Genomic DNA, 23771 nt, shown 5'->3' with positions numbered 1-23771 from the left:
CATTTTTGGTGACATGGCGGCAGTTAACCTGTCGTCATGTCATATACCTCCCCCATTTTGGTCGGACGCGAAAGGGAAGTCGAGCAACTCGACCGGCGCCTCGCCGCCGCGCGAGACGGCCGGGGTGGCGCGGTTTTCCTGCTCGGCGATCCCGGAATAGGAAAGTCCCGCCTTTCTGCGGAATGCGCGTACCAGGCGTTCGACACAGGGATGATCGCGTTGCGGGGACGGGGCGGGGGCATCAGCGCGGACATCCCGTTCAAACCGCTGTGCGAGGCGCTGCTCTCCTACACCAGGACCAAGGAGCCGCCGGACGATCCGGCCCTGGTGCCCTATCTACCGGCGCTCACCAAGCTGGTCCCGGAGTGGCGCCGGGCGGGGGGCACCGACCATCTGGAGTCGGTGATGGTGCTGGCGGAGGCGGTCCTGCGGCTGCTCGCCGTCATCGGGCGAGACGGTGGCTGCCTGCTCGTCCTGGAGGACCTGCACGACGCGGACGCCGACACACTCGCCGTCGTCGAGTACCTGGCCGACAACCTCGCCGGGGTGCCCGCCTTCCTGCTGGCCAACCTGCGCAGCCACGCGGGACCGGCACGGTCCGTCGCCGAGGCCTGCGCCCAGCGGCGGACCGCGACCCTCGTCGAGCTCGCGCCCCTGCCGCCGGAGCAACTCGCCCGGCTCACCGCCGCCTGCCTGGAGGCCTCGCCCGACGACCTGCCCCGGCAGCTTCTCACCCGGCTGGAACGTGATACGGCGGGCGTCCCGTTCGTCGTCGAGGAACTGCTCGCCGCCATGGTGAACGTCGGCGCCCTGGAGCGCGACGGGCGGCGGTGGCGGCTGAACGGCGACCCCGCGATCGACGTGCCGACCACGCTGGTGCGCAGCATCATGCTGCGCGCCGCCCAGCTGAGCTCCTCCGCCCGGGAGTCGCTGCACATGGCGGCGGTCTTCGGCTCCCGCTTCCCGATTCCGATGATCCAGGAGGCCACCGGCCTGGCCGACCGCGAGGTGATGGAGTTCCTGCGCGCGGGTACGGGGGCGCGGCTCATCACGCCGGACGACTCCGCCGGCGACTGGTACGCCTTCCGCCACGCGCTGATGGCCGAAGCCCTGCGCTCCTCGCTCATCCCCGCCGAGCGGGTGTCGATCGCGCGCCGCGCCGCCGACGCGCTGGAGCGGCTGTACCCCGGGCTGCCCGGCGAGTGGTGCCAGATAGCGGCCACCCTGCGCCTGACCGCCGGGGACACCCTGGGCGCGGCCGACCTGCTCGCCGGCGCCGGCCGCCGCCTGCTGGACGACGGTGCCGCCGACCTCGCCGTCACGCTGCTCGAACGCGCCTACGCCCTGCTCGGATCCGCCCCCGCCGACCTGCGGGCGCGCGTCCTGCAGGGGTTGTTGCACGCGCTGACCGAGAGCGGGCAGGCCGACCGCGCCTTCGCCCTCGCCAAGGACCTCCCGATCAGCGGCGACCTGGCGATGACCATCCCGCACGAGATGGACCTGCGCACCAAGCTGGCCTGGGTCGCCGCCGAGATCGGCGGGACCGCCGACGGACTGGCGCACGTCGCGGCGCTCCGCAGGCTCCTCCAGATCAACCCGGACGAGGCCCGTACGGCGGCCGTCGACGTGATCGAGGCCCAGCTCATCGTCCCCGACCACGGGGTCCTCCAGCAGAGCCCGCAGCGGATGGCCGCGGCCGAGACCCTCGTACGGCGAGCCGTGGAGGTCGCCGAACGCGTCCCGCTCCCCGAGGTGGCCTGCCAGGCGTGGGAGCGGATGGCGATGTTCTCCAGGGTCCGTGGGTTCGACGAGCCCGACCGGTGCCTGACGCGGGTGGTGTCCATCGCCGACGCCCACGGCCTGAAGCTGTGGAAGCTGCGGGCGATGTTGCGCCTGGCCGTGAACCACGCCCTGCGCACCGGCGAGCGGGAGCCGCTGGAGGAGGTCGGCAGGGCGGCGGCACAGGCGGGCGCGATCAGTCTGGTCCACTCCACCCAGGCGTCCCTGGTCATGACGGGCGTGCTGCGCGGTGAGTACGGTGAGGCCCACGGGCTCGCCGCCCCGTGCGTCGAGTCCACCATCCGGCTCGGCCACACCGCCTACACCCAGTACCTCCTGCTCGCCCAGGCCACGCTCGCGGCCCACCAGGCCAAACGCGCGGAAATGGAGGGCGTGCTGGAGCGGTTCCGCGAGTGGGGCGGTGAGAGCAGCCTGCACATGCCGGTGGTCTACGGCCTGTGCCAGGCGATGTGCGCGCTCCTTGAGGAGGACCGCGACCTCTGCGGCGAGATGCTGATCAGGGCCCGGGAGTGGGAGGACGACAACCCCACCATCTACTACCTCACCGGCAGGTACGGACTCCGCGTGCTCATGGACGTACTCGCCGACCGGGCGGGCGCCACCGAATGCGACGCCGCGGAGAGCACCTCGGCCGCCGAACTGGCCTGGAACCGCACCTTCCTCCACCTGGCCAGGTCCGTGCTGTCGGGCCGCCAGGGCGACCCCGAGGGGGCGCTCGCCGCGTTCGGCAGGGCCGCCGAGGCCGCCCGGCCCTTTCCCCTCGCCCACCACCTGGGGCTCCGGCTGGTCGCCGAGGCCGCCCTGGCGGACGGCTGGGGCGAGCCACTGGTCTGGCTGCGTACCGCCGAGGAGTACTTCCACCAGGCGGGCGTCCCCGCGGTCACCGGGGCCTGCCGGGCGATGCTGCGCGGAGCCGGCGCGGCCGTGGCGCAGCGCCGCACCGGACGGGAACAGGTGCCGAGCGGGCTGCGCGCCCAGGGCGTCAGCGTGCGGGAGTATCAGGTGCTCACCCTGCTCGCCGAACGGCGTGGCAACGTCGACATCGGCAAGCGGCTGTTCATCTCGCCGCGCACCGTGGAGAAGCACGTCGCGAGCCTGCTGCAGAAAACGGGCCTGCCCGACCGGGCCGCCGTGTACGAGCACGCGGCCGAGTTGCTGCGCCCCACCTGACGTCTCCTCAGGTGGCCCCGGTACGAGCGCGCGCGAACGCCGCCGCCGCTCCACCTGACGTCCTCTCAAGCGCCCGGTCCGAGCCCGCGCGAACGCCGATGCGCCCCACCTGATGTGACCGATGCCCCCATCACCCCCGGCGGGCCCGCGCGAATATGGGGGCGGCTCCCGCATGTGGCCGACGCCGCGCGTCGGCAGAGTGCCAGCCATGAGCGGAGACGGAATCACCCTGGGGGCGGCGCCCGAGCTCGGCGCGGCATGGTGGGCCGGCGGACTGACGCTGGCCGAGCGGCTGGACCGGACCGGCGGTGACATCCCCGCCGGCCGGTCGCCGGAGTCGGCCGGCGAGACCGCGCGCTGGCGGCTACGGGAGTGGCGGAACGCTCACGGGCTGCTGGAGAGCGGACAGTTCGACCGGCGGCTGGCCGCGGCCGGGCTCACCGTCGACGAGCTGACCTCGCTGCTGGACGAGGAGCCCGCCGTGCTGGCCGGCCGTGTCGCCCGCCCGGACTGGGCCGTACAGGCCGAGGAGGCGATCGCCGCGGCGCCTGCCGGGTCCGGCGCCCGCGCGGACGGGATACCCGTCGACGAGGGATTCGCGGCGATCATGACGCCGTTCGCCGAAGGCGCGCTGCGGCGCCTGGGTGACGCGCTGAACGCGTGCGGCCCCGCCGTTCGGGCGGACGCCCTGCTCGCGGCCTGGGGCGTCGAGCTCCGGCAGCGGCTCGCGGCGCTCGCGTCGCGGACGCTGGTTCTGGAGCTCAACGTCATGCGCGTCTCGCGGCGGCTTGAGGGGGCGACGCCCGAGGAACGGTTCGCGGACTTCGTCCGATGGTTCGGGCGTCATCCCGAGGCGCTCGCCGCGCTGTGCGAGGAGTACCCGGTGCTGGCCAGGCTGCTCGCCCAGACGGCCGACCGGTTCGCGGCCGGCCGGGGCGAGATGCTCGCCCGCTACACCGAGGACCGTCCCGACATCGTGCGGACGCTGCTGGGCGGCGTCGATCCCGGCCCGCTGACGGCGATCGAGGGCGGCGGCGACACCCACCAGGGCGGCCGCGCGGTGAGTGTCCTGACCTTCGAAACGGGTGCGCAGGTGATCTACAAGCCGCGCCCGCAGGCCGTTCACCGGCACTTCAACGACGCCCTGGCCTGGCTCAACGAGCGCGTCGCGGGCTTGGACCTCATCCGCCTGGCCGTGCTGGACCGCGGCCCGTACGGCTGGGTGGAGTTCGCGCCCCACCTGCCGTGCCAGGACCGCCAGGAGGTCGCCCGTTACTACCACCGGCTCGGGGCGCTGCTCGCGATGCTGCACGCTCTCGACGGCGCCGATTTCCACTGCGAGAACCTGATCGCCTGCGGCGACCAGCCCGTGCTGGTCGACCTGGAGGCCCTGCTGCACCCGCTGGTGCCCGGGGCGGGGATCGAGCGCCTCATGGGGGACCCTGCGGCGCTCGCCCTGGAGTCGTCGGTGAGCCGCAGCGGTCTGCTGCCCGAGCTGATGGTGGGCGAGAACGGCGTGATCGACCTGTCCGGCATGGGCGGCGACAAGGACGTCATGCTGCCGATGAAGACGCCGACCTGGACCGGACAGGGCACCGACGAGATGCGGCTGGTCCGCGAACACCTGGTCTTTCCCGGCGTGCGCAACCGCCCGCGCCTGGGCGAGGACGCGGCCGACCCCGCCGACCACCTCGACGACCTGCTGGCCGGGTTCGGCCGCGGCTACGAGGCCATCGTGGCCGACGCCCCCGCACTGGTCCGGCTGATGACCACGTTCTCCGACGACGAGGTTCGCGTCGTCCCGCGGGCGACCCGCACGTACGCCAAGCTGATGATGGAGTCCACCCACCCGGACGTGCTCCGCCACGGCCTCGACCGTGACCGCGTGCTCGACCACCTGTGGGCGATCACCCGCGGCGACCGCACCCGCGAGCGGCTGATCGCCTATGAGGCGGAGGACCTCTGGGCAGGCGACATCCCGATCTTCACCACCCGGCCGGGCAGTCGCGACCTGTGGACCTCGGGCGGTGTCCGCATCCCGGACATCCTGCCCGAGGCCAGCCTGAGCCGCGCCGTCCGCAAGGTTCTCGGCATGGGGCCTGTCGATCGCGCCCGCCAGGAGTGGGTCATCCGGGCCGCCATGGTCACCCGGGACCGCTCCGGGCTCGCCGCCCTCGCCGTCGGCACGACGTCCTCCGTCTCCGCCTTCGCCCCCCTCTCCGCCGACAGGCCGGACGAGGCCCGGCTGATCGCCGCCGCCCGGGACGTCGCTGACCTCGTCGACCGCCACACCTGTGCCTCGGAACCCGGCGGTCGCGTCAACTGGCTCGGGCTGGAGCTGGTCGAGGAGAAGTACTGGATGCCGCGGCCGCTGAGCTGGGACCTGTACGGCGGCTACACCGGCGTGGCTCTGTTCTTGGCGCAGTGCGCCGCCGTCACCGGTGAGGAACGGTACGCCGACCTGGCGCGACGCGCGGCCCTCCCTCTCGCGGGGCTGGCCGAGGACCCACCGGAGGAAGGCGTCATGGGCGCCTTCACCGGCCTCGGCGGAGTCGCGTACACCCTGGTCCACCTGGCCGCCCTGCTGGACGACACGAGGCTGGCGCGGCCGGTCGAGGACCTGGTGGAGCTGTGCGCGAAGACGGCCGCCCAGGACGAGGCGCTGGACGTCATCGTCGGCTCCGCGGGCACCCTGGCCACGATGCTCGCGATCCACCGGGCCACCGGGTCACCCGCGGCCTGGCGCACCGCGGAGGCGTGCGCCGAACGCCTGCTGGACACCGCGGCCCCCGTCGGAGCCGGAGTGGCCTGGCACACGCCCATGAGCGACGACCGGCCGCTGACCGGCTTCTCCCACGGGGCCGGCGGCATCGGCTGGGCGCTGCGCCGCTACGCCGAGGCGGGCGGCGACCCGCGCGCCCGTGACACCGCCCTGGCCGCCTTCGCCTACGAGAGCGAGCACTACCGGCCGGACCTGCGAGGCTGGCCCGACTACCGGCAGGGACAGGGCGGCGACGACATGCTCCACGCCTGGTGCCACGGAGCACCCGGCATCGGCCTGTCGCGCGTCGGCGGCCCGGTGTCCGAGCACCTCGACGGTGACCTTGACGGTGACCTCGACCGCGCGCTCGCCGCCGAACTGGAGCGCGGGCCGATGGCCAACCACAGCCTCTGCCACGGCGAGCTGGGCAACCTCGAACTGCTCATCCAGCTGCGCCACCGGCCGGAGGCGGCCGAGCTGCTGACGGCCCGCACCGCCCACCTCCTCGACGACCTGGCCCGCCGCGGCCCCCGCTGGGGCGCGCCCGGCGCCGCCCCCACCCCCGGCCTGATGAACGGGCTGGCCGGCATCGGGTACGGCCTGCTCAGGCTCGCCCGGCCCGAGCACGTCCCGTCCGTGCTTCTGCTCGACGCGCCCATCGGAGCTGAGCGCCGATGAGCAGGGTCCCGCTGCGACACCAGCTCACCTCCACCGAATGCGCCGCGGCCTGCCTGGCCATGATCGCCAGCTTCCACGGCAGGGACACCCGGGTCGCCGAATGCCGGGAAATGCTCGGTATCGGACGCGACGGCGTGTCCGCCGCCCACCTGATCGCCGCCGCCCCCCGCATGGGCCTGACCGCGCGGACCGAGCGGATGAAGAGCCTCGGTCCCATCGACCGGCCGGCCATCGCCTACCTCGCCGACCACCACTTCGTCGTCGTGGAACAGGTCGGCGCGCGGCGCGTCCGCCTGGCCGACCCGGGCGGCGGACGCCAGTGGCAGAGCAGGAAGGACTTCGACCGGCGCTTCGGCGGCGTGCTGATCCACCTCTCGCCCGGCCCCGAGTTCGTCCGGCGGCGCACTCCCATGCGGGAGTGGCTGATGCTCCGCTACCTGCGGGACTTCGTGGCGATGCCGGGCAGCCGGAGCCTGCTCGCCGCCGTGCTCGCCTGCGCGACCGTGCTGAAGCTGCTGGCCCTGGTGCTGCCGCTCGCCACCCAGCAGGTCGTCGACACCTTCGCCCCCGACCAGCGGACGGACATCCTGCCGCTCTTCGCCGGGGTGGTGCTCGGCACCACCGTCCTGGCCGGGCTGACGACCCTGCTGAGGGAGATGGCGGTGCTCACCCTGCGCGTCCGCGCCGAGGCGACGCTGGGACGGCAGCTCATCCGCCACATGCTGCGGCTGCCGCTGTCGTTCTTCATCCAGCGCCGCAGGGGAGACCTGCTCGCCCGGCTCGGCAGCGTCTCCACCACCCGAGAGACCGTCACGCAACGGCTGCTGATACTCGTGCTGGACGCCGCGCTCCTGGTGGGCTACCTGATCGGCCTGGCCGTCCTCGCCCCCGGCTACGTGCCCGTCGTCCTCACCCTGGGCGCCGCCCACGTGCTGCTGGTGCTACGGGTCTCCCCGCGGGTCGCGGCCGTCTACCAGCGGGAGCTGTCGGCGAAGGCCGAGGAGCAGAGCTACCTCACCGAGACCCTGGAGGCCGTGGTCCCGGTCAAGGCGAACGGCGTCGAGGGACGGGCGGAGCAGCACTGGGTGCGGCTGTTCGAGACGTATCGCGGCGCCCTGGTCGTCCGCGGCCGGATCACCGCCGGCCTGGAGGCCTTCCATCAGGCCCTCACCGTCGCCGCCCCGCTGCTCCTGCTGCTGACCGGGCTCGCGCTCGTACTGAACGGTGGCATGACGATCGGCACCGCGCTCGCTGCCAGCACCGTCGCCCTCGCCGTGCTCGCCCCCCTTCAGGGGCTGGCCAGCGCGGGCCAGAGCTACCCGATGCTGCGCAGCCAGATCGAGCGGGTCTACGACATCGTCGACGCGGACGAGGAGGCCACCGGCCCCGTGCGTCTTCCCGAGAACACAACCGGCGGCATCGAGGTCGAGGAACTGGTCTTCCACTATCAGGCGGACGCCCCGCCGGTGCTCAAGGACCTCACCTTCACCGTCCCGCCCGGCGCCAAGCTCGGCATCGTCGGCCGCACCGGCTCCGGCAAGAGCACCATCGCCCTGCTGGTCCTCGGCCTGCTGCGTCCCAGCGCCGGTACGGTGCGCCACGACGGACACGAACTCGACGAGCTCGACGTCCACGACCTGCGCTCCCGCTGCGGGGCCGTGCTGCAGGACCTCAACCTGTTCAACGGCACGATCATGGACAACCTCACCCTCGGACGGGAGGACGCCACCGAGGAGGAGGTGGTGCGCGCCGCCCGCATCGCCGGACTGCACGACGACGTGGAGGCCATGCCCATGGGGTACGGCACCCTCGTCGGAGAGGCCGGCGCCGCGCTGTCGGCCGGGCAGCGCCAACGGGTCGCCCTGGCCCGCGCCCTCGTCCACAAGCCTCGCCTGCTCATCCTGGACGAGGCCACCAGCCACCTCGACCCCGAGACAGAACGCCGCGTCGACGCGGCGCTGTCCCGGCTCGAGGTCACGCGGATCGTCATCTCGCACCGCCTGAGCGCGATCCGCGACGCCCACAAGATCCTCGTGCTCGACCGCGGTCGCATCGTCGAGCGGGGCACGCACGAGGACCTCGTCGCACGAGAGGGGACCTACCGAGAGCTGTTCGCGCACGACGCGGCGCCCCGGCAGCGAGCGGGGGCACTGAACGCGTGAGGCGCGCCGGGTTCCGCCGACGCGCCCCATGGACCGATTCCGAACCACGAAATCTCAATCCAGAAGGAGAGTACGTCATGTCCGAGAACGAGCTGATCCGTCAGTGGAAGAACCCGCAGGTCCGCTCCGCCGACCTGGCTCACCCGGCCGGGGAGATCGCCCTGGACGACGCCCGGGTGGTCGGCGGCCGCGAGCCGCGGACCGAGTACATCATCTCCTACGGCTGCTGCCCCACCGGCATCTGGTGCGGCGGCGACTTCTGACCCGCTTCACCACGAAGGGGCCTCGGCCCGTCTCCGCGCCGGTTCGGCCGGAGCTTTCCACAACATCGAATCCCATGAAGGAGAGTACGTCATGTCCGAGAACGAGCTGATCCGTCAGTGGAAGAACCCGCAGGCCCGCTCCGCCGACCTGGCTCACCCGGCCGGGAAGATCGCCCTGGACGACGCCCGGGTGGTCGGCGGCCGCGAGCCGCGGACCGAGTACGCCATCTCCTACGGCTGCTGCCCCACCGGCATCTTCTGCTGATCCCTGCGGCCCACACCAAGGAGTCATGAGATGTCCGACAACGAGCTGATCCGTCAGTGGAAGAACCCGCAGGCCCGCTCCGCCGACCTGGTCCACCCCGCCGGGGAGATCAGCCTGGACGAGCTGGTCGGCGGCCGCGAGCCCGCCACCGAGGGGATCGCCTCCTGGGGCTGCTGCCCCACCGGCTACTACTGCTGACCCGCGGCCGCGTGCGCGAAGGAGGCGCGAGATGTCCGGCGACGAGCTGATCCGTCAGTGGAAGAACCCACAGGCCCGCACCGCCGGCCTGGTCCACCCCGCGGGCGAGATCGACCTTGACGAGCACCTCGCGCGCGTCGTCGGTGGCATGCCACAGGAGACCTGGCCTCCGGTGATCTCGCACAAGTGCTGCACCGTGGACCTCTGCTAGGAGGCCGGGAACCGACCCGAGGTCGTGACCGAACGCCGCACCGCGGACCTCTGCCACGTGGTTCGCGACGGACCATCGGACACAGCCACCAACGGTCACCAAGGGCGTCCGGCCCGGTCCTCGTGCCGGGCCGGTCCCCGTGTCCCACGCACAACGAATCTCGACGAAGGAGACAAGTGATGTCCGAGAACGAGCTGATCCGTCAGTGGAAGAACCCGCAGGCCCGCTCCGCCGACCTGGTCCACCCCGCCGGGGAGATCAACCTGGACGAGCTGGTCGGCGGTCGCGAGCCGCGGACGGAGCACTTCATCAGCATCGGCTGCTGCGCCACCAGCACGCTCTCCTGCCCGGTGTAGTCACGTCCTGCGGTCGAGTACGGACCGGACACGGACGGCTCACCGCGGTGGGGGCGATGCCCCCGCCGTAGCGGGAAACGAGTGACGCCTGGGTTTCGGATGCGAAACCCAGGCGTCACCGTTTTTCGCGGCCTGTTCGAAGACAGACGCGCTTCTTGAGATCTGGTCGATGCCGACCGGGCCGCGCGACATCGACCCATGTGCGGGTAGCGGTGGTCCGACGGCGAGGGAAGAGCTCTCCTTTTCACAGGTGCAGCCGCTCGTGGGCGTCGCCGTGCCATTCCACCAGCAATACCGTGACGTCGTCCTGCAGGCGATCGGTGTGGTACTTCAGCACGCCGCGGATCATGCGGCGCAGCGTCTCGGGCACAGGCAGGCCGTCGGCGGTGTGGCGGATGATGAAGTCGACGAACCGGTCGAGGCCGAACTCCTCGCCGTCGGCGTTGCGGGCCTCGGTGATGCCGTCGCTGTAGAACACCACCCGGTCTCCGGGCTCCAACTGTTCACGGCACATCACGATCTCCGTGCCCAGGTTCAGGCCCATCGGGGTGGCCGGAGGGCATTCCAACGTGGCGACCCAGCGGCCGCCGCGGATCACCACCGGCGGATGGTGACCCCGGTTGACCCAGGACAACACCCCGGTGCGGGTGTTCAGATCACCCAGGATCGCGGTGACGAAACGGGTGGCCTGACCGAACTCGGTGATCAGGACCTGCTCGACTGCCTCGCTGGTCGCCGCCAGGCCGGCGCCCTGACGGCGGCTGTTACGGCAGGCGGCCACCGCCAGATTGGCACTCAGCCCCGCAGAGACATCGTGCCCCATCGCGTCGAAGATCCCCAGATGCGCCACCTCGCCGGCCAGCGCGTAGTCGAAGGCGTCCCCGCCGACCTCGTAGGCCGGCTCCAGCGCCGCGGCGATGGTCACCCGCTGATCGGCGAAGGTCAGCGGCGGCATCAACGTCCACTGCATCTCCGCGGCCACGTGCATCGGCCGGGTACGCACCAGCCGGGCGTAGGAGTCACTGTAGGGACGCTTGTCGACCAGCAACAGTGCCACCAGCGACGCCAGGTCCCGCATGTTGTCCTGGATCTGCGCGTCGGCGGCGGCCTCGACGCCGATGCGCAGCACCCCCATGCGTTCGACGCCGTTCAACAGCGGGACCCACCACCGTTGCGGCCCGTCGGTGTCCTCGTCAGTGTCCCTTTCGGTGCCCTCGCCGACGCCGACCAGGATCCGCATCTCCTGGAAGGCCCGCCCGGCCAGGGTCGCGTCGATGCGCAACTCGCAGGCCGCCGTGCTCGCGACCTCCCTGCCGCCGTGGCCCTCACCGGTCAACAGACGCAGCACGTTGCACTGCAGATCCGCCAGGTAGATCAGCACCTCGGCCAGGCCCGCGGACACGGCGTGCTCCGCGACCAGGCCCGGAATCTGCTCCAGAGCCGCCAGGTGACTGGCCCGTAGCAACTCCACCAGCATCCGCTCGGGGCCGGGAGAGGGCTTCACCGCCACGCCACCGCCGACACGCGCTCACTCACCTTGGCGGCCCCTTCCATCTCTCACATCCCTGCGACACGATCATCCGCTTTACCGAAGGATCGCAGGATCGGCCGTGTCCGAAGGCACCTTCGCCCCTCGCCTCCTGGAACTTTCCTACCCGTCGGCCTCACGTCGAAGCCGACCGACAGAGGACGGCGGTGCCGGAACTCGTGAATCCGAGTCCCGGCGCCGCCCTCTTCCGCCGTCGTCAGGTCGGGCTCCTGCCGACCGTCCGGAGAAGGTCAGCCCTGGTGCGGGTAGCGGTGGTCGGTCGGCGGGGCGAAGGTCTCCTTGACGGTCCTGGCGCTCACCCAGCGGGTCAGGTTGAGGATCGACCCGGCCTTGTCGTTCGTGCCGGACGCCCGGCCCCCGCCGAAGGGCTGCTGGCCGACGACCGCGCCGGTCGGCTTGTCGTTGATGTAGAGGTTGCCCGCCGCGAAGCGCAGCCGCTCCGACGCCGAGGCGATCGCGTAGCGGTCCTGGGCCATGATCGAACCGGTCAGCGCGTACGGGGAGACGCCCTCCATCTGGTTCAGGACCGTGTCGAAGTCCGCGTCGTCGTAGACGTGCACGCCGAGGATCGGCCCGAAGTACTCCTTGACGAAGATCTCGTCGGTGGGGTCGGCCGACTCCAGGATGGTCGGCCTCACGAAGTAGCCGGTCGAGTCGTCGTACGACCCGGTCAGCACGTTGATCGAGTCGAGCGAGCGGGCCCGGTCGATCGCGGCCCTGTGCTTGGCGAACGCCCGCTCGTCGATGACCGCGCCCATGAAGGTCGACAGGTCCGCGGCCACGTCGCCGACGGTGAGCGACTCGGCGGTGCCCACGAGCTCGTCGCGGATCACCGACCAGACCGAGCGCGGCACGTACGCGCGGGAGGCGGCCGAGCACTTCTGCCCCTGGTACTCGAACGCGCCGCGGATCAGCGCCGTGGTGAGCGCCGCGGGGTCGGCCGAGGGGTGGGCGAGCACGAAGTCCTTGCCGCCGGTCTCGCCGACCAGGCGCGGATAGGACCGGTAGGAGGCGATGTTCGCGCCGACCGTGGACCACAGGTGCTGGAAGGTGGGCGTGGAGCCGGTGAAGTGGATGGCCGCCAGCTCGGGGTGGGTCGTCGCGACCTCGGAGACGGCCGCGCCGTTGCCGGTCACCATGTTGATGACACCCGGCGGGAGCCCCGCCTCCTCAAGCAGGCGCATGGTGAAGTGCGCGGAGAACTGCTGGGTGGGGGAGGGCTTCCAGACGACGACGTTGCCCATCAGGGCGGGAGCCGACGGCAGGTTCGCCGCGATGGCGGTGAAGTTGAACGGCGTGATCGCCAGGACGAAGCCCTCCAGCGGCCGGTACTCCATCCGGTTCCACACGCCGGGCGAGGAGACCGGCTGGTCGGCGAGGAGCCGCCGCGCGAAGTCCACGTTGAAGCGCAGGAAGTCGATCAGCTCGCAGGCCGCGTCGATCTCCGCCTGCTGCGCGGACTTGGACTGGCCCAGGATCGTCGCGCCGTTCAGCGTCTGCCGGTAGGGGCCGGCCAGCAGGTCGGCGGCCCGCAGGAAGATCGCGGCCCGCTCGTCGAACGGCAGGGCGCGCCACGCGGGCGCGGCCGCGAGCGAGGCGTCGATCGCCGCGCGCACGTCGTCGGCGTTCGCGTCCGCCATGCGGCCCAGCACGGAGGCGTGGTTGTGCGGCTGGACCACGTCGATGGGGGCGCCGCCGCCCATCCGCTGCTCGCCGCCGATCGTCATCGTCAGGTCCAGCTGGGCGCCGGCGAGCTCCTTGACGCGGTTCTCCAGCGCCGTACGCTCGGCGCTGCCGGGCGCGTAGCCGAGCACCGGCTCGTTGACCGGGGCGGGAACGGTGGAGATGGCATCCATTAGTTGCCTCCAAGGGCACGAAGGAAGAAGGCGATGTTCGCCGGACGCTCGGCCAGGCGGCGCATGAAGTAGCCGTACCAGTCGTCTCCGTACGGGATGTAGACACGCACGGTGTGACCCGCTCCGGCGAGGGCGAGCTGCTTGTCGGCCCTGATCCCGTAGAGCATCTGGTACTCGTAGTCGCCGCGGGACCTGGAGAACCGGTCGGCGAGCGTCTCGGTGATCGAGATCAGCCGGTCGTCGTGCGTCGCCACCATCGGGTAGCCCGCCCCCGACATGAGGATCCGCAGGCAGCGCACGTAGGCCTTGTCGACCTCGTTCTTGCTCTGATGCGCCACCGAGGCGGGCTCGGCGTAGGCGCCCTTGACCAGGCGCACCCGCGATCCCTCGCGCGCGAGGTCGCGGCAGTCGGCCTCGGTGCGGAAAAGGTAGGACTGCACGGCGACACCGGTGGAGGGAAAGTCCAGGCGCAGGGCCCGCAGGGTCTCCAGCGTGGAGTCGACCGTGGTGTGGTCCTCCATGTCGAGGGTGACGTTCGCCCCGCAGTCGCCGGCCGCCTCGCAGATCCGCCGCGCGTTCTCCAGGGCGATCTTGTCGCCGTCGGCGCCGAGCGCCTGGCCGACCGCGGAGAGCTTCACCGACACCTCGGCCCGGTCACCGAGCCCCAGCCCGCCCAGCGCGCCGAGCAGCGTGACGTACGCGCCGGCCGTCTGGGCGGCGGCGGCGGAGTCTCTCGTCTCCTCGCCAAGGTGGTCGACGGTGACGGCGAGTCCGGAGGCGGCGAGCCCGCGGATCGCCTCGACCGCCTCCCGAGGCGTCTCGCCCGCGACGAAACGATCGACGACCTTGCGGGTCAGCGGCACGCCGGAGACCGCGCGCCGTACCAGCGGCGACCGGGACGCGCCGAGAAGGAGAGAACCGAACATGTTTCCAGCCTAAAACCTCCGCTCGCCCGGCCATCATGTGCATCTGCCACGATCGACGGGCGGGGCTTTCATACACATGTATGACAATGGTGGGGTGTTGCAGGAGACGGTAGACGAGATCGCCACCAGGCTCGGCGCCTCGGCCACCCTGGAGGACCGGGCCTTCCAGCTCCTGGCCTACGCCGCGCAGAGCGGCGACATCGACGTGGTGCGCCAGGAGTCCATTCTGCGACGCCGTGCGACGGACCAGGTACGCGCCTACTTCGAGGGGTACGGCATCGCCGGGGCACGCGGCCCCGTACGCATCCCCGCCGACGCCGACCTGGGAGTCCTCGCCCGGGTGTGCGTGCCGTTGCGGCACCACGAGGTGACCTACGGCTACCTGTGGCTCCTCGACGACGGCACACTCGGTGACGAGGTCCTCGCCTCGGTCGGCGACCTGGTCTCCAGGGCCGCCACCGTCCTCGCCCAGGAGGCCCGCAGCCGTCAGGACCTGGGTGCGAACCTACGGGAGCTGTTCTCCTCCGACGCCGAAGAACGCTCCCGGGCACTGACACGGCTGGACGACGTGCGCGGCCCGGTGGCGGCGATCGCCGCCCGCGTCTCTCCGGACCGGGTCGCCGCCCTCTGGACGCTCCCGCGCGCCGTGCTCGCCGACCCCGCGTTTCCCGTACGGGGCGAGCCACTGGTTGCCCTCCTGGCCCCGGCGGGCCAGGCGGGGGAACTGGCCGACCGGATCCAGGGCATGTACGGAACGGTGGTGGGCGTCGGCGCACCCAGGGACGAGCCCGCTCAGGCCTGGCGAAGCTGGCGGGAGGCCGTGCACGCGCTGGGCGTCGCCGGACGGGTGCCCGCGCTCGCGCCCGTCGCCACCTGGCCCAATCTGGGCGTCTACCGGCTGCTCGCCCGCATGTCACCGGCGGGGCTGCGGGAGCTCGCGGAGGAGGTCACCGGGCTGGCCGACGACCCGGAGCTGGCCAGGACCGTGGAAAGCTACCTCGACCGCGCCGGTCACGTCCAGGAGACCGCCGGCGCGCTCGGCGTGCACCGCCAGACGCTCTACTACCGGCTCGCCAAGGCGGAGCGGCTCACCGGCAGGAACCTCGCCGACGGTGAGGACCGCCTGCTGGTCCACCTCGCCCTCAAGGCGGCCCACCTGCTCTGAGCCCCGGGTCCCCTCAGACAGGGGCCCGGTAGATCTTCACCCAGTCCACGTACATGCTGACCGTCGGAGGAGTGGAGCCGTTACGGCACGGCGACCACTGGTTGCACGTCACGTCGTTCTGGAGCGTCAGGTGCATGGAGCGGCTCCTCGGCACGTTCGGCCCCCGGTAGTCCCACACCTTCCTGCCGTCCAGCCAGAACGTCAGCCGTCCGGGCAGCCAGTCGACCGCGACCGTGTGCCACCGGGTGAAGTCGGCCCTCATCTGCCGTTGGGCCTGCGGCCGGTCGCCGCGATGCACGAAGATCCCGCCCGACCTGCGGCTCGGATCGATGATCTCCGCGAAGTCGACCTCCGCGTACTCTCCGCCCCCCTGGTCGGACGGCCAGAGCAGCGCCACGGGGGTGTAGCCCGCGCCGCGTTCGGCGCGCAGCCGCACCTCCCAGCGCCCGTACCGCTGGGCGCCGCGGGTCGCGATGCCCCCCGACAGGTCCCTGCCGCCGTAGAAGCCGCCCTTGAGCCGTAGGACGCCGCCGCCCACGGTCGAGGCCCGCCCGGTGCGCGGGTTGGTCTCGGCGCCGGGGGAGTGGTAGACGACCCATTTGCGGTCGTCCACACGGGTGCCGTTGAAGTTCTCCACCAGGATCGGGCTGCCCCACCCGCGCGGGGTGGACGGGGCCGTCCGCGCGGCCGCCCCCGTCGCGGGCAGCGAGGAGAGGGCGAGGGCGGCGGCCAGGACGCCCAGGAACGTGCCACGAATCGACATGGGGACATCAAAGCAACAATCGCACTCCAGTAACAGAGGTATTTCGTTTTCGCATACGTCCCACTGGTTCGGGGGGTGCCGTCCGGGTCAGGCTGTGCCACGATTCCGCACATGAACGACGTTGACGCCGTACGGCGAGCACTGGCCGGCCTGGTGGAGTCCGGCGAGCTCCGCCCCGAGCAGGTGGAGCCGGTCGCCCGCGCCGTCGGCGAGGCGTTGCGTGAGCCGGGGGCCGGCGACCGGGTCAGGTGGAGCGAGATCCTCGCGTACGTCGGCGGTGCACTCGTCCTGGCCGGTGCCGCGGCCTTCGTCGGCCTGGGCTGGGACCGGATGACCCAGCCGGCGAGGATCGCGGTCCTCGCCGTGGTCACGGTTCTCCTGCTCGCGGTGGCCGTGGGGCTCGGCGCGGCGGCGCGGTCGGCGACCGGCAGGACGGCCGCCGTGCAGGGCAGGGTCGCGGCCACGCTCGCCGCGCTGGGCTCGGCCACGGCGGCCCTGTGCGCGGGGGTGGTGGTCGACCGCCACGAGGGTCTCGTCGCCGGGGTGGCCGGGCTGGTGGTCGCGGCGACGGCCTACGCGCTGCTGCCCACCGCGATCGGCCTGCTGGCCTGCGGCGGTTTCGCGCTGGTCACGGTGACCGGCCTGCTGGACGTCCTCGCCGGGCGGGAGGGCGCGGGCTGGGGCCTGGCCTATGTCGCGCTGGGCCTGCTCATCCTGACGGCCGCCCTGGCCGGGGTGCTCGTCCCGCGCGACCTCGGCCTGGGCATGGGGGCGGCGATCGCGCTCTTCGGCGGTCAGTGGCCCGTCCTGTGGGACGGCGGCGCCTGGGGATACTGGCTGACCGCGGCGATCGCGCTCGCCTGCCTGGCCCTGTACCGGCGGTGGCGCACCTGGGTGCTGATCGTCAGTGGCGTGGCCGGGCTGACGCTCGCGGTTCCCGAGGCGGTCTGGGACTGGACGGACGGCGCCGTGGGCGGTGCGGTGATCCTGGTCCTGGCCGGTGTCGTTCTGCTGGCCGCCAGCGGCCTCGGCGTCGTCCTGCACCGTCGCGTGGCCCGGTCGTAGACGTCGCACGTGCTCGCCATGAGCCGTCATGCCCGTGCACGCGAGCGCGACATGACACGTCGAACGCAACCGAGGGCATCCTGTGGGTCACGCCCGTGCACATGGGCCCGACACGCGAAGACCGGGGACCCCTTCTGTGGGATCCCCGGTCTCGGAGCGTGTTCCGCGTGGCCCGCGGTGCCCGGCCGGCGCGGCGGACGCGGTCAGCGGGCGGAGCCGGAGAGCGCGGTCTCGTAGACGTGGACGAGCTCCTGGCTGATCCGCTCCCACGAGTAGCGGGACCGGGCGCGGTCGGCACCGGCGAAGCCGAGCGCGGTGCGGCGGGTCGGGTCGGCGAGCAGCTCGCGGGTCAGACGGGAGGTCTGCGCCGGGCGGTCGGCGGGCACCAGCAGGCCGGTCACCCCGTCCACCACGGAGTCGAGGTGGGCGCCCACGGCCGAGGCGATGACGGGGACGCCGCAGGCCATGGCCTCCAGCGCCACGACGCCCGCCGGAGCCTCCCTGGGAAGGGAGAGAACCACGTCGGCGCTGCGCATCAGCTTGGCGATCGAGGAGTGCGGGACGTGCCCGAGAACGGTGATCCGGTCGTCGACGCCGATCTCCTTGGCCAGCAGCATCATGCGGTGCGCCTCGGCGTCGTGCTCCAGGTCCACGGACGCGGGACCACCGGCGATGATCAGCTCGGCGTCGGGAATGCCCTCCAGCGCGCGGAGCGCGGTGTGCACGCCCTTGTCGGCCGTGAGCGGACCCACGTGCAGCAGGCGGGGGCGGGTGCCGCGCGTGGCGGCCGGACCCTGGCGACGGAACCGCTCGACGTCGACGCCGCACGGGATGACCGAGATGTTGCGGCGCGGCACGCCCAGCCGGATCAGCGAGCTCTCCTCGTCACCGCACCCGGCGATCACCGCGCTGGCCCGGCGCCCGATGGCCCGCTGCAGCCGGACCTTCTTGGCGTCGTGGGAGTTCTCGCTGCTGAAGGTCTGGGTGAACGGGACGTTGAGGCCGTTCGCTCCGGCGATCGCGGCGAGCCCGCCGGTCCAGGAGTGCGCGTGGATGACGTCCGGGCGGTCCTGTCCCCAGCGGTGCATCAGCTGGTCACCGAGGTCGGACAGGTAGGGCAGGACGCTGTCTTCCGGAAGGTCCTGCGCGGGGCCGGCGGTCAGGTTCTCCAGCGTGACGCCCTGCGACACGCGAACCCTGGCCTTCTCCGAGTCGGAGTTCCTGCGGGTGTAGATCGTGACTTTGTGCTCGCGGCCGAGCTCACGGGCCACTGCCATCAGGTGAGCGCGCTGGGCGGCGAGGTCGGACTCGTCCTGGGTGGAGGAGAGAGCCTCGGAGGAGACGAATGCAATGTTCACGGCACACCTCTGGGAGGAGATAGGCATAAAGAGCCTGTGATTCCTTCAGGGGTGCCTGCGTCTTAGGCACACGTCTGTATGAGGTCAACCATACCCCGATCCGCGCAGAAGCCAAACCCCTGAGGCGAAGCCGGGCCTCCCGACGCGTCCCGCGCTGCCGCGACTCCTCGGCCCCGGAGCTCAGGACGTGTGATCGGCTCTCGTGTTCTCCCTGGTCAGGGGGATGTCGAGGCGTTCGCCCGGCTGTCCGTACCGAATTCGACCGGTTATACGGCTCATACGACGCGAAGAGCGAGGATCACGATCTCATCCCAGACTCTTCCGCCGGAGAACGCGTGCCGGTCCTCCTCCACCGTCTTGACGATCTCGGCGGGGGACTGCGCGACGCAGCGCGCCAGCACGTCCGCCAGCCTGATCTCGCCGTAGGACTCACCCAGCTCGTTCTGCGAGGCGACCAGGCCGTCGGAGTAGAAGACCAGGGTCTGGCCCGAGGCCAGGGTGAGCTCCTCGGTGAACATCTCCGCCTCGGGAGCGATGCCCAGCGGAACGCCACCCCCCGCGGTGAACCGGACCCCGCCGTCGGGCAGCAGCAGCGCGGCCGGGTGGTGCCCCGCGCTGGCCAGCCTGATCCTGCGCGCCTTGATGAACCCGGTCACCGCCATCACGAACATGCCGTTGTGCTGGGCGTTCAGGGCCTGGTTCAGCTTGCGCATCACCTCGCCGGGGTCGGTCTCCCAGACGCTGAGCACGCGCAGGCCGTTGCGGACCATGGCGCTGACCGACGCGGCCTCCTCACCCTTGCCCGCGGCCCCTCCAAGGGCGAAACCCCATCCGTCGCCGACGCGGAAGACGTCGTAGAACTCGGCGCCGACCGGGCTGGAACCCGCGTTGTAGATGGCCGCGGCCTCGAATCCCGGGATGTCCGGCAGGCTCCTGGGCACCACGCTGGTCCGCAGCGCGTCGGCCGCCCGGGAACGGGTCTGGAAGCTGCGCCGCGCGCGCAGCGCGAGCCCCAGGTGGGCGCCGATCTCCTCCATCAGCCCCAGATCGGCGAGCGAGAACGGTTCGCGGTCGCGTAGCCGCACCAGGGTGAGGGCTCCCAGCACGCCGTTCTCGCCGCCGATCGGCACGATCAGTACCGAGGCGGCGCCCATCACCCGCAGCAGCGGCGGGCCACCGGGAACGTCGCCGAGCAGCCTGTCGTCCTCCAGCATCTCGTGCACCACGCCGGAGCCGCCGGTCAGCACATGCGCGACGGCCGGAGCGGTCAGCGGGTTCATCCCCTCGGCGAGGCGGAGCAGCTGGGTCACCGGCTTGTCGCTCGGGCCCAGCACGCAGGCACGTTTGGGCATGCCGTCGCGGACCACGTCGGCGATCACCCAGTCGGCCCACTCGGCGGCGAGCAGCCGGGCGGCCCTGGTGACGGTCACCGGCTGGCGCAGGCTCTCCTCGTCGAGCAGCAGGCGGGTCATCCTGGACAGCAGCTCCTGCCGACGCGCCGCGGCCATGACCAGGGTGGCGTCCGAGCGGTCGGCCGGGCCGTGCGGCGGGCCCGCCACCTGCGCCTCCAGCGGCAGGATCATGACCGCGACCATCTCCTGCGGCTCTCCCGGCATCGTCAGCCGGGTGACGGCGAGCTGAACCGTGTGCGCGCGGCCCTGGTGGGCGAGCCGCGTCTGGAATGTCGCGGTCTGGCCGCCCTGCTGGACCGCCGTCAGGTGCGAGCGGAACGCCGCCCGCCGGGAGACGTCGACGAACAGCGGGAACGAGCGGCCGATCAGGTATCCCGCCGGGCTGCCGAGCATCCGGGAGGTCTCGGCGCTGATCCGCCGCACCACCCCGGAGGCGTCCAGCACCACCACGGGGATGGGGAAGGTGCGGAACACCTGCCGCAACAGCTTGAGCTCCCGCTGTGACCCGCTCTCCCGCTCCCCCGACCGTTTGGGCGCCTTGCGCAGCTCGCGCACCGAGGCGTCCAGCAGCTCACGGGCGGTGTCGAGCTCCGCCAGCGCCGCGTCGAGTGTGGACCGGGGGTCGGCGGGGTAGGCGGACTTCGCCTCGCGCAGGGAGGAGATCCTGGTGGTCAGCGCGTTCAGCGCCTGCTCCAGGGTCTGAAGGCCAATGGCGTCGGTCAATGCTCGTCCTCGTCAGGGGCCGGAGTGGACTGGTCCCGTCGTAGACGGTACGCCACCCGGTGGGCCGAATCGATGCGCGGTCGGATAGTGGTTAAGTTAGCGACACAGGGGAGGGGAGTCGCGAGATGGACATGGTCACCCCCGTTCTCGCCCGGGACCTCGCGGCCCTCGGCAGGGTGAGCGAGGAAACGTCGAGTGAGAGCGTGCTGCGCGGTCTCACAGCCACTCTCGCAGGCGGCGTGCCCGGTTGCGCGGGCGGCTCCGCCGAGCTCTGGCGACAGGAACGGATGGTCGTCTCAGCTTCCCACAGCGAGCTCATCGTCCTGCTCGACAGCGAGGGGGAGATCGGCGAGGGGCCCTCGTCCGAGGCCCGCGCCACCGGGCGCCACGTGATCGTCCAGGACGTCCTGCACGAGCCCCGCTGGCCCGCCTACGCCGGCATGGCCGTGCGCTGCGGCGTCCGCTCGGTCCTGGCGATGCCCATCGTCATCGAGCACGCCGTCCTGGTCCTCGGCATGTACGGGGTGCGTCCCGGCGTCTTCGCGGCGAGGAACGTCCCTCCGCTCGCCGACATGCTCGCCGAGCAGGTGGGTGTGGCCCTCGCCAACATGTGGGACTACGACGAGGTACGCACCGACGCGGCCCAGATGCAGGAGGCTCTCGCGGGCCGGGCGATCATCGACCAGGCCAAGGGCATCATCATGAAGTCCAGCGGCTGCTCGGCCGAGGCCGCCTTCGACGAGTTGCGCCGAATCTCGCAGCACCACCAGGTGAAGGTCGCGGACCTGGCCAAGCTGCTGGTCGAGGAGCACCAGCGCAACCGTGAGACGAAGAAGAAAGAGGGCTGAGGTCCCGGTGGGGGGTGGTTTCCGGCGGCCGGCGGCCGGCCCGGGATCGTCGGGAGAGCACCGGGGGGCCGTCACCGGTCGGCTCCGCCTTCCGCACGTGCCCCTGCCCGAACCCGGGCGGTAACCCGTCGCGCCTCCTCGGACATGGCCGACCCGCGACAAGGCGGCACGTGCGGAAAACGGGGCTATCCAAAGGCTGCGATCGCCTCGTCGATCGTGTCGTACAGGGGCAGCCGCTGGGCCAGCCCTGTGATCCACATCACCTTGGTCTTGGCGTACTCCACCCCGATGAGGGCGAACTTGGCGCCCGCGGTGGTGCTGACCTGCCAGTGGTGGACGATGAGTCCCAGCGCGCGCGAGTCCATGAAGGTCACACCGCTCAGATCCAGCGCCATGTCGAGACCGTGCTCGCCGGTCTCCGCCGCCAGGTAGTCGGCGAACTGATCCCTCGTCGTCGCGTCAAGCAGACCCGTCACCCGGATCACGTTGATCCCACTGACCAGCGCCGACGTGAGAGTCAGGGCTGCCGATCTCTCGCCGTTCTCCGACACCGTCACTCAGGGCCTCCTCGTGCCATTCGATTAGCAACCTTACTGTTACCTGGGAGCGAGTAATACTCCTGGATTCGGGGGAATACTGGAACCCTGAGGTCCAGCAGAGGGCCTCGCCTCGAAAATTGGTCGAGGCGATGCCGTCTGCCCGGATGTTGCTTCCGTGGTCGGCTCGCCCGACAGTAATACCAGGGAGCAGCAATGTCTGTTCAGGCACTCGAAATCACCGACATGACCGCTGAGGACCTCCTCGCCGAGATGTCCCTGCCTGAGATCTCCGAATACCGCGCCGAGCGCCTGCGTGAGCGCATCGTCGAGATGCACCGCCACCTCGCCATGGAGATCGCCCGCCGTTACCGCTACCGCGGCGAGCCGATGGAGGACCTCCTGCAGGCCGCGTACGTGGGGCTCATGAAGGCCATCAACGGCTTCGACCCGACCCTCGGGCACCCCTTCCGCGGCTACGCCGTGGTCACCATGACCGGTGAGGTCAAGCGCCACTTCCGCGACCGCACCTGGGCCATCCGCGTTCCCCGCGTCTACCAGGAGCGCAGGGCCGAGCTGAACCGCCTGGTCGCGGACCTCAGCCAGGACCTCGGCCGAGCCCCCACGGTCGCCGAGCTGGCCACGAAGATGAAGATCTCGGAAGAGGACGTCCTGCTCACCCTCGACGCCTCCGCCGCCTACAGCGCGCTCTCACTGGACGCCCCCCTCGGCGCCGACGACGACGCGGGCGCACTGGGCGACGTGATCCCCGACGAGGACGACGCTCTGGGCACGCTCGTGGACCGCGAGGCGGTCAAGCCGCTGATCGACAAGTTGCCGGAGCGCGAGAAGAACATCCTCCTGCTGCGTTTCTTCGGCAACATGACCCAGGCCGAGATAGCGGCGGAATTCGGGATCTCCCAGATGCACGTGTCCCGTATCCTGCGGAAGGTGCTTGACCAGCTCCGTGAGGAACTTGTCGCCGAATGCTGAATAGACCGCCCGTTGCAGGGCACCCCAGTCGGCGACAACGGACGTGGCGTAAGGTGCGTTTGAATGGATCCCGGATGCTGAGGACAACGGCGAACGGGAACAGGGGAGGCGGATCTCGGGTGAACGAGGACGGTGTTCGTCCCGCTCGTTTCACGGCGAGTGGCGGCCGTTCCCGGATGATCCCCGCAGGCGCCGCCGTCGCCGAACTCGCCTTCTGCCTTCCCGATCTCCCCGACGTCCGCGACTTCGCCGCCGCCCAGGCCGTGCGGAGTGGCATGTCCCAGGAGAACCTCGCCGACTTCCTGGTGGCGCTGAACGAGGTCGCCACCAACGCGGTCATCCACGGTCACACCACCGCCAAGGCGGTGTTGCGGATGTGGACGGTCGGCCGGACCCTCCTCGTGGAGATCCACGACGAGGGCCAGTGGGACCCGGGACCCGCTCCGGGCGAGACGCCTCCCGGCCCGCAGGCGACCAGCGGCATGGGGTTGTGGGTGGCCCGGATGGTCAGCTCCGACATCAAGTTCGAGACCGGGGCCTCGGGCACGTTCATCACGATGTCCTTCAAGGTCTGATTTTCTCCGGGGAGGTGCTCGGAGGCCCTGGAAAGCCGGTGGGGGGGGGGGGGGGGGCCGGTCCCCCCCCCCCCGCGTTTACAGCCCCCCCCCCCCAGAGCCCGCGCGAGGCGCGGGCCCCCCCCCCCCCCCCGGAAG

General features: G+C 71.5%; 20 protein-coding genes. 13 read left to right on the top strand and 7 right to left on the bottom strand.

Annotated elements, in window-relative coordinates:
- Nucleotides 1–36 precede the first annotated feature (36 nt).
- The 8 genes from AB0B96_RS00100 (at nt 37) to AB0B96_RS00065 (ending at nt 9864) form a co-directional block, all read left to right on the top strand.
- Nucleotides 37–2970, top strand: coding sequence for an AAA family ATPase (locus tag AB0B96_RS00100; protein ID WP_362895123.1), 2934 nt, complete (start codon nt 37–39; stop codon nt 2968–2970).
- Between the two features lie 208 nt (nt 2971–3178).
- Nucleotides 3179–6409, top strand: coding sequence for a type 2 lanthipeptide synthetase LanM family protein (locus tag AB0B96_RS00095; RefSeq protein ID WP_362895121.1), 3231 nt, complete (start codon nt 3179–3181; stop codon nt 6407–6409).
- Nucleotides 6406–8571: a peptidase domain-containing ABC transporter gene (locus AB0B96_RS00090; RefSeq protein ID WP_362895119.1), complete on the top strand. Its 2166-nt coding sequence runs from the start codon at nt 6406–6408 to the stop codon at nt 8569–8571. The genes AB0B96_RS00095 and AB0B96_RS00090 overlap by 4 nt, the downstream gene beginning before the upstream one ends.
- A gap of 77 nt (nt 8572–8648) precedes the next feature.
- Entirely contained in the window at nt 8649–8834 is a 186-nt protein-coding gene (locus AB0B96_RS00085) for a hypothetical protein (protein WP_362895117.1), read from the top strand.
- A 91-nt stretch (nt 8835–8925) separates the two neighbouring features.
- Entirely contained in the window at nt 8926–9099 is a 174-nt protein-coding gene (locus AB0B96_RS00080) for a hypothetical protein (protein ID WP_362895115.1), read from the top strand.
- 30 nt (nt 9100–9129) lie between these two features.
- Nucleotides 9130–9297: a hypothetical protein gene (locus AB0B96_RS00075; protein ID WP_362895113.1), complete on the top strand. Its 168-nt coding sequence runs from the start codon at nt 9130–9132 to the stop codon at nt 9295–9297.
- Between the two features lie 31 nt (nt 9298–9328).
- On the top strand, nt 9329–9508 hold the full coding sequence (locus AB0B96_RS00070) for a hypothetical protein (protein ID WP_362895111.1): 180 nt from the start codon (nt 9329–9331) through the stop codon (nt 9506–9508).
- Between the two features lie 179 nt (nt 9509–9687).
- Complete coding sequence (locus AB0B96_RS00065; RefSeq protein WP_362895109.1) at nt 9688–9864, top strand: hypothetical protein; 177 nt, start codon at nt 9688–9690, stop codon at nt 9862–9864.
- A 244-nt stretch (nt 9865–10108) separates the two neighbouring features.
- Here AB0B96_RS00065 and AB0B96_RS00060 read toward each other — a convergent pair whose 3' ends face one another.
- The 3 genes from AB0B96_RS00060 to AB0B96_RS00050 all read right to left on the bottom strand — a co-directional run bounded on the left by AB0B96_RS00060 (nt 10109) and on the right by AB0B96_RS00050 (nt 14195).
- Nucleotides 10109–11368, bottom strand: a complete 1260-nt coding sequence (locus tag AB0B96_RS00060) for a PP2C family protein-serine/threonine phosphatase (RefSeq protein ID WP_362895107.1) — start codon at nt 11366–11368, stop codon at nt 10109–10111.
- Between the two features lie 275 nt (nt 11369–11643).
- Nucleotides 11644–13269: an L-glutamate gamma-semialdehyde dehydrogenase gene (gene pruA, locus AB0B96_RS00055; RefSeq protein WP_362895105.1), complete on the bottom strand. Its 1626-nt coding sequence runs from the start codon at nt 13267–13269 to the stop codon at nt 11644–11646.
- Nucleotides 13269–14195, bottom strand: coding sequence for a proline dehydrogenase family protein (locus tag AB0B96_RS00050; protein WP_362895103.1), 927 nt, complete (start codon nt 14193–14195; stop codon nt 13269–13271). Before AB0B96_RS00050 ends, pruA begins: the two co-directional genes overlap by 1 nt.
- Before the next feature lie 94 nt (nt 14196–14289).
- Between AB0B96_RS00050 and AB0B96_RS00045 the strand changes: the two genes are divergently transcribed.
- On the top strand, nt 14290–15360 hold the full coding sequence (locus AB0B96_RS00045; RefSeq protein WP_362895101.1) for a helix-turn-helix domain-containing protein: 1071 nt from the start codon (nt 14290–14292) through the stop codon (nt 15358–15360).
- A gap of 13 nt (nt 15361–15373) precedes the next feature.
- Here the strand turns inward: AB0B96_RS00045 and AB0B96_RS00040 are convergent, their stop codons facing one another.
- A complete protein-coding gene (locus AB0B96_RS00040; RefSeq protein WP_362895099.1) occupies nt 15374–16123 on the bottom strand; it encodes a glycoside hydrolase family 16 protein in 750 nt (249 codons plus the stop codon).
- Nucleotides 16124–16234: 111 nt separating this feature from the next.
- Here AB0B96_RS00040 and AB0B96_RS00035 point away from each other — a divergent pair, with 111 nt between their 5' ends.
- Complete coding sequence (locus AB0B96_RS00035; protein ID WP_350947024.1) at nt 16235–17188, top strand: hypothetical protein; 954 nt, start codon at nt 16235–16237, stop codon at nt 17186–17188.
- Nucleotides 17189–17391: 203 nt separating this feature from the next.
- On the opposite strand, the gene AB0B96_RS00030 is transcribed toward AB0B96_RS00035, so the two are convergent.
- Nucleotides 17392–18546 (bottom strand): glycosyltransferase, encoded by a 1155-nt coding sequence (locus AB0B96_RS00030; RefSeq protein WP_362895097.1) that lies wholly within the window; start codon nt 18544–18546, stop codon nt 17392–17394.
- Nucleotides 18547–18821: 275 nt separating this feature from the next.
- Nucleotides 18822–20681: a SpoIIE family protein phosphatase gene (locus tag AB0B96_RS00025; protein WP_362895095.1), complete on the bottom strand. Its 1860-nt coding sequence runs from the start codon at nt 20679–20681 to the stop codon at nt 18822–18824.
- 125 nt (nt 20682–20806) lie between these two features.
- Between AB0B96_RS00025 and AB0B96_RS00020 the strand changes: the two genes are divergently transcribed.
- A complete protein-coding gene (locus AB0B96_RS00020) occupies nt 20807–21529 on the top strand; it encodes a GAF and ANTAR domain-containing protein (RefSeq protein WP_350947027.1) in 723 nt (240 codons plus the stop codon).
- Between the two features lie 185 nt (nt 21530–21714).
- Here the strand turns inward: AB0B96_RS00020 and AB0B96_RS00015 are convergent, their stop codons facing one another.
- On the bottom strand, nt 21715–22086 hold the full coding sequence (locus AB0B96_RS00015; protein ID WP_350947028.1) for an STAS domain-containing protein: 372 nt from the start codon (nt 22084–22086) through the stop codon (nt 21715–21717).
- 195 nt (nt 22087–22281) lie between these two features.
- Here AB0B96_RS00015 and AB0B96_RS00010 point away from each other — a divergent pair, with 195 nt between their 5' ends.
- Both AB0B96_RS00010 and AB0B96_RS00005 read left to right on the top strand, forming a co-directional pair.
- Complete coding sequence (locus tag AB0B96_RS00010) at nt 22282–23058, top strand: SigB/SigF/SigG family RNA polymerase sigma factor (RefSeq protein WP_350947029.1); 777 nt, start codon at nt 22282–22284, stop codon at nt 23056–23058.
- Nucleotides 23059–23234: 176 nt separating this feature from the next.
- The gene (locus tag AB0B96_RS00005) at nt 23235–23633 is read left to right on the top strand and encodes an ATP-binding protein (RefSeq protein ID WP_362895092.1); all 399 of its coding nucleotides are present in this window, start codon (nt 23235–23237) and stop codon (nt 23631–23633) included.
- The last annotated feature ends 138 nt before the right edge of the window (nt 23634–23771 follow it).

The sequence above is a fragment of the Streptosporangium sp. NPDC049046 genome, assembly GCF_040649155.1.
Taxonomy (GTDB): domain Bacteria; phylum Actinomycetota; class Actinomycetes; order Streptosporangiales; family Streptosporangiaceae; genus Streptosporangium.
The sequence above is the reverse complement of the archived record's forward strand: the minus strand, read 5'-3'. Positions and strand labels throughout refer to the sequence as shown.

Excerpts from the sequence above, each read along its gene's own strand:
- AB0B96_RS00020 (WP_350947027.1), top strand. The coding sequence starts at position 20,807 with ATGGACATGGTCACCCCCGTTCTCGCCCGGGACCTCGCGGCCCTCGGC.
- AB0B96_RS00075 (WP_362895113.1), top strand. The coding sequence starts at position 9,130 with ATGTCCGACAACGAGCTGATCCGTCAGTGGAAGAACCCGCAGGCCCGC.
- AB0B96_RS00090 (WP_362895119.1), top strand. The coding sequence starts at position 6,406 with ATGAGCAGGGTCCCGCTGCGACACCAGCTCACCTCCACCGAATGCGCC.
- AB0B96_RS00040 (WP_362895099.1), bottom strand. The coding sequence starts at position 16,123 with ATGTCGATTCGTGGCACGTTCCTGGGCGTCCTGGCCGCCGCCCTCGCC.
- AB0B96_RS00095 (WP_362895121.1), top strand. The coding sequence starts at position 3,179 with ATGAGCGGAGACGGAATCACCCTGGGGGCGGCGCCCGAGCTCGGCGCG.
- pruA (WP_362895105.1), bottom strand. The coding sequence starts at position 13,269 with ATGGATGCCATCTCCACCGTTCCCGCCCCGGTCAACGAGCCGGTGCTC.
- AB0B96_RS00100 (WP_362895123.1), top strand. The coding sequence starts at position 37 with ATGTCATATACCTCCCCCATTTTGGTCGGACGCGAAAGGGAAGTCGAG.
- AB0B96_RS00010 (WP_350947029.1), top strand. The coding sequence starts at position 22,282 with ATGTCTGTTCAGGCACTCGAAATCACCGACATGACCGCTGAGGACCTC.
- AB0B96_RS00070 (WP_362895111.1), top strand. The coding sequence starts at position 9,329 with ATGTCCGGCGACGAGCTGATCCGTCAGTGGAAGAACCCACAGGCCCGC.
- AB0B96_RS00065 (WP_362895109.1), top strand. The coding sequence starts at position 9,688 with ATGTCCGAGAACGAGCTGATCCGTCAGTGGAAGAACCCGCAGGCCCGC.
- AB0B96_RS00050 (WP_362895103.1), bottom strand. The coding sequence starts at position 14,195 with ATGTTCGGTTCTCTCCTTCTCGGCGCGTCCCGGTCGCCGCTGGTACGG.
- AB0B96_RS00005 (WP_362895092.1), top strand. The coding sequence starts at position 23,235 with ATGATCCCCGCAGGCGCCGCCGTCGCCGAACTCGCCTTCTGCCTTCCC.
- AB0B96_RS00085 (WP_362895117.1), top strand. The coding sequence starts at position 8,649 with ATGTCCGAGAACGAGCTGATCCGTCAGTGGAAGAACCCGCAGGTCCGC.
- AB0B96_RS00035 (WP_350947024.1), top strand. The coding sequence starts at position 16,235 with ATGAACGACGTTGACGCCGTACGGCGAGCACTGGCCGGCCTGGTGGAG.
- AB0B96_RS00080 (WP_362895115.1), top strand. The coding sequence starts at position 8,926 with ATGTCCGAGAACGAGCTGATCCGTCAGTGGAAGAACCCGCAGGCCCGC.